A 4,605-nucleotide genomic window follows, 5' to 3' on the forward strand; every position below is an offset into this window, starting at 1 on the left:
ATTTCACGCTGACCTCGCGCTACGATGTGATGCCGACCGGCTGCCTGGAGGCCGCCCTGTCCGGCCTGCCGCTGATCGTGACGCGGGAGACCGGCCTCGTCCCGTATGTGGAGGGCCACGGCGCCGGCTTCGGCGTGTCCGTCCTGACGGCGCAGGCGGTGGCCGACGCGCTGGCGCGGGCCGAGCGGACCGGCCCCGGCGCTTGGCAGAGCATGGCGGCCAACGCCCACCGCATGGTGGTGGCGATCGGCGATTGGGGTCGGATCGCCGCCCGGCTGCGCGCCGCCGCCTACGGACGCCCGTCATGAGCGCCGTCCTCGCCACGCCGAAGCGCAGCGGGACCCGCGCCGCGGACCATTACCTGACCTTCCTGATGGTCGTCCTGCTGGGCTATTCCCTGGCCGGGCGCGGCTTCGCCTACATCGGCGCGCCGCCGCTGTTCATCGGGGAGGTGCTGCTGCTCTCCGGCCTGCTGGTCATGCTGCGCACCGGCGGAGTCTTCGCCACGGTGTCCAGCCTGCCGGGAACGCTGCTGGCGATCCTGATCGTCTGGGTGCTGGCGCGCACGCTGCCCTATTTCGGCACCTACAGCTTCGACGCGCTGCGCGACAGCGTGATCGTGATGTACGGGCTGCTCGCCTTCGTCGTCATCGCCCTGCTGTACGACGAGCCGGAACGGCTGCGCCGCCTCGTGCTGGCCTATGGCGGCTTCGCGGTGTTCTTCGTCACGGTCATGCCGGTCGTCTACCCGCTGTTCCAGCTTCTGCACGCGCAGATCCCCACCTGGCCGCGCTACGGAGTCCCCTTCATCAGCCTGCGCCCCGGCGAGGTCGGCGTGCATTTCGCGGGCGTCGCCCTGTTCGTGCTACTGGGCTTCCGCCGCCTGAACCCGCTGCAACTGGCGATGCTGGTGTTCGGCATGGCCTTGGTCGCCGCCCACAGCCGCGGCGGGATGCTCGCCATCGTTGTGCCGCTGGCCATCGCGCTGGCCCTGGTGCCGCGCAGCCGGCAGCTCGCCCCGCTGCTGGGCATCGCCGCGGTCACCGTCATCGTAGCGCTGGTGCTGAACCTGGAGATCGAGGTCTCGTCGCGGAAGCTGTCGGTCGACCAACTCGTCACCAACGCGATGAGCATCCTGGGGACCACCGACACCGCCACGCTCGACGGCACCAAGCAATGGCGCATCATGTGGTGGGACAAGATCATCGGCTACACCGTGCAGGGCGACCATTTCTGGGACGGCAAGGGCTTCGGCATCAATCTGGCCGACGACGACGGGTTCCAGGTGGTCGATGCCGAGGACGGGCAGGTGCTGCGCAGCCCGCACAACGCCCACATGACGATCCTCGCCCGCGCCGGGGTGCCCGGCTTTGTCCTGTGGGCGGCGCTGCTGGGAAGCTGGTCGGTCTTCATGATGCGCGCCTTCCTGCTGGCCCGCCGCAACGGCGACCGCGCCTGGGCACGGCTGTTCGTCTTTCTCTTCTGCTACTGGCTGTCCATCGTCATCAACGCCTCCTTCGACGTGACCCTGGAGGGGCCGATGTTGGGCATTTGGTTCTGGGTCCTGTTCGGCGTCGGCATCGCCGCCGGCCTGATTTACCGCAACGAACTCGAAAACCGATCCCCGCTGCCGCATTCATGAGGGAGGATGAACGATGAGCGTGCCGTTCACCGGCGAATCCGCCAATTCCGGAAAGTCGATTCTGCTGGTGGCCTTCGCCTTCGAGCCGGACAGCGGGTCGGAATCCGCCAACGGCTGGAATTGGGGCGAGGGGCTGAAGCGGTCGGGCTGCCGGGTGACGGTGGTCACACAGGGGCGCCTGCGCCCGAAGATCCTGGGCAAGATCGCGCGCGGCGAAACCGCCTTCGAACCGGACGACTTCGTGTTCATCGACCGCCCCGACACCATGGCGCACCACGACAGCAAGACGCGGTTCCAGCTGTCCTACATCGCGTGGCAATGGCGCTGCCGGGCGGTGGTGAAGGAGCTGGTGCGCCGACAGCCCTTCGACATCATCCATAACGTAACCATCGGCGGAATCCGTTTTCCCGCCTTCTGCGGTGGACTGGCGCCCCTGTCGGTGATCGGCCCGGTCGGCGGCGGGGAGCGGGCGCCCTGGCCGCTGATCCGCCCGCTGGGCTGGAAGGCCATCGCGACGGAGCTGGTCCGCGACGTCGCCATCGCCATGACGCGCATCGACCCCTTCCTCCGCCTGACTTACCGGCGCTACAACCTGATTTATGTGAAGACCCATGAGAGCCGCCACGTCCTGCCCGCCGGGGACCGCCACAAGGCGCGCCAGCATTTCGGCTGCTCCCTCCCGCCCGACCGCTTCGTGCCGATGAAAGCCCAAACCGGCGGCGATACCGGAGCGCCTCTGAAGTTGCGCTTCTCGGGCCGCTTCCTCTACTGGAAGGGTGGCTACTATGCGCTGGCGGCGCTGGCCAGGGCACTGGAGAAGGGGGCGCGGGCACGCCTTCAGATGATCGGAAGCGGTCCGCAGTCGGAGGAGTGGAAGACTCTCGCCGACCGGCTGGGCATCGCCGACCATGTCGATTTCATCGAGTGGCTGTCCCATCCCGACTATATGGAAGTGTTGCGAAGCTCCGACGCGCTTCTGTTCCCCAGCCTGCACGACTCCGCCGCCAACGTCATCATGGAGGCATTGGCCAACGCGCAGCCGGTGATCTGCCTCGATCTCGGCGGGTCCGGGATCATGATCGATTCCTCCTGCGGCTTCGCCGTTCCCTGCCACGGGCGCGCCGCGGCGGAGGTGATCGACGGTCTGGCCGACGCCATCGTGACCCTGGACCACGACCGCGCCCGCCTGCGCGCCATGAGCCGCGCCGCCCACGTACGCGCCCAGGATTTTGCGAGCTGCCGAATCACGCCGGACCTCTACACGCCGGCGCCGGCATAAGAGCAAGCATGGGAAAAGGTCAAGGCCGGGACGATTGATAGGGTTGGAAAATGATCGGTTCCATCATTTTCCAACCGTGGAACCCTCTCGATTCAATGCGTTCGCATTGATCGAGAGGGTCATGCCGGTGGCGCCCTCCGGTGGCGGTGGTGGAACCTCGCCGGATGTGCTTCGCATCCAAGCCAGATTACGCGCCAACGCCCTTGAGGCGGCATAGCCTGTCGTCGTCGCCGCCCTCGAGCAGGCCGTGCGGAAAAAGTCCTGCACGGCTTCGATGACTTGCTCGGCCCCGGCACCCAACCCGTACCACATCGGAAGACGCAGCAGCCTTTCGGAGAGATCGGTCGTAACGGGCAATTCCCCTGCGGCGCGGGAGAAACGCCGTCCTGCCGGCGCGGTGTGCAGCGGCACATAATGAAACGGCGCCTGAATGCCGTTCGTTCGGAGGTGGGCGACCAACGCATTGCGCTCACGGGCTGTGCGCGCCAGGACATAATACAGATGTGCATTGTGCCGACACTCGGCCGGGATCAGTGGACGGCGCAACAGGCCGCGCTCCTCCAGCGGTGCCAGAGCCTCGTGGTAGGCGTTCCACAAGGCATGCCGCTCCTCGTCCAGCCGCTCGGCATTCTCGAATTGAGCGAGAAGAAACGCTGCCAGAATGTCGGAGGGAAGATAGGACGAACCGACGTCCACCCAGCTGTACTTGTTGACCTCGCCACGGATGAAGCGCGCGCGGTCCGTGCCCTTCTCGCGGATGATTTCGGCGCGGGTGATCAAATCCGGATCGTTGACGACCAGGGCGCCGCCCTCGCCGGAGATCAGGTTCTTGGTTTCGTGGAAGGAAAAGGCCGACAAGGCGCCGAAGGTGCCGAGCGGACGGCCGCGGTACGCGGACATCAGCGCCTGCGCGGCATCCTCGATCACCGCCAGACCATGCCGGGCGGCGATGGCGCAGATCGCGTCCATTTCGCAGGCGACGCCGGCGTAATGCACCACGCAGATGGCGCGGGTGCGGGGCGTGATCGCCGCCTCGATCAGGCGCTCGTCGATGTTCAGCGTATCCGGCCGAATGTCCACGAAGACAGGCACCGCTCCGCGCAGCACGAAGGCGTTCGCGGTCGACACGAAGGTGTAGGAGGGCATGATGACCTCATCCCCCGGACCGACGTTGGTCAGAAGGGCGGCCATCTCCAGCGCTGCCGTGCAGGAATGGGTCAGCAAGGCCTGCGGTGCCCCAAGCCGCCGTTCCAGCCACGCACGACAGCGTTTGGTGAACGCTCCGTCTCCGGAAAGGTGCGCCTGCTCCAGGGACTGGCGGATGTATTCCAACTCGTTGCCGGCTAACTTGGGGCGGTTGAAGGCAATCTTCATGTCGCTCATCAGCATCACCTCGCGCTCGAACTCGCCGTAGAACACCCTGAGTCGGGGAGCGAGCGCGGCGAAAGGGGCACCCCGCGCCGTCTTGATACGGTTGCGCCAGCCACACCGGACAAACGACACGCCGTCGAACAGGGAAAATCCGTCTATCGAGCAAATGATATCAAAGCGACCTTTCTAGGACACGTAGCTAGATTGAATGATGGTGATGCGCTTGCCCATCAGAGACTCGTCGGGGCAATGTGTAATACCAACGGCAAGTGAATGACCCCAATGAGGCGAGGCCGATCACATGTTGGAAGGC

At 66.0% G+C, this 4,605-nt stretch carries 4 protein-coding genes; 3 read left to right on the forward strand and 1 reads right to left on the reverse strand.

The window, feature by feature from the left end; all coding sequences use genetic code 11:
- From Q4I23_RS30650 to Q4I23_RS30660, 3 genes are all read left to right on the forward strand, one after another.
- Positions 1–308 (forward strand): glycosyltransferase (locus Q4I23_RS30650; protein ID WP_498528721.1); only part of this gene is annotated, 308 nt, incomplete at its 5' end.
- Positions 305–1,642, forward strand: coding sequence for an O-antigen ligase family protein (locus Q4I23_RS30655; protein ID WP_454016617.1), 1,338 nt, complete (start codon positions 305–307; stop codon positions 1,640–1,642). The genes Q4I23_RS30650 and Q4I23_RS30655, both read left to right, overlap by 4 nt.
- A gap of 13 nt (positions 1,643–1,655) precedes the next feature.
- The gene (locus Q4I23_RS30660; RefSeq protein WP_498528722.1) at positions 1,656–2,921 is read left to right on the forward strand and encodes a glycosyltransferase family 4 protein; all 1,266 of its coding nucleotides are present in this window, start codon (positions 1,656–1,658) and stop codon (positions 2,919–2,921) included.
- Between the two features lie 63 nt (positions 2,922–2,984).
- On the opposite strand, the gene rffA is transcribed toward Q4I23_RS30660, so the two are convergent.
- A complete protein-coding gene (gene rffA / locus Q4I23_RS30665; protein ID WP_498528723.1) occupies positions 2,985–4,304 on the reverse strand; it encodes a dTDP-4-amino-4,6-dideoxygalactose transaminase in 1,320 nt (439 codons plus the stop codon).
- Positions 4,305–4,605: the final 301 nt, after the last annotated feature.

The sequence above is a fragment of the Azospirillum sp. UFLA03-27 genome (assembly GCF_059803775.1).

Excerpts from the sequence above, each read along its gene's own strand:
- Q4I23_RS30655 (WP_454016617.1), top strand. The coding sequence starts at position 305 with ATGAGCGCCGTCCTCGCCACGCCGAAGCGCAGCGGGACCCGCGCCGCG.
- Q4I23_RS30660 (WP_498528722.1), top strand. The coding sequence starts at position 1,656 with ATGAGCGTGCCGTTCACCGGCGAATCCGCCAATTCCGGAAAGTCGATT.
- rffA (WP_498528723.1), bottom strand. The coding sequence starts at position 4,304 with ATGAGCGACATGAAGATTGCCTTCAACCGCCCCAAGTTAGCCGGCAAC.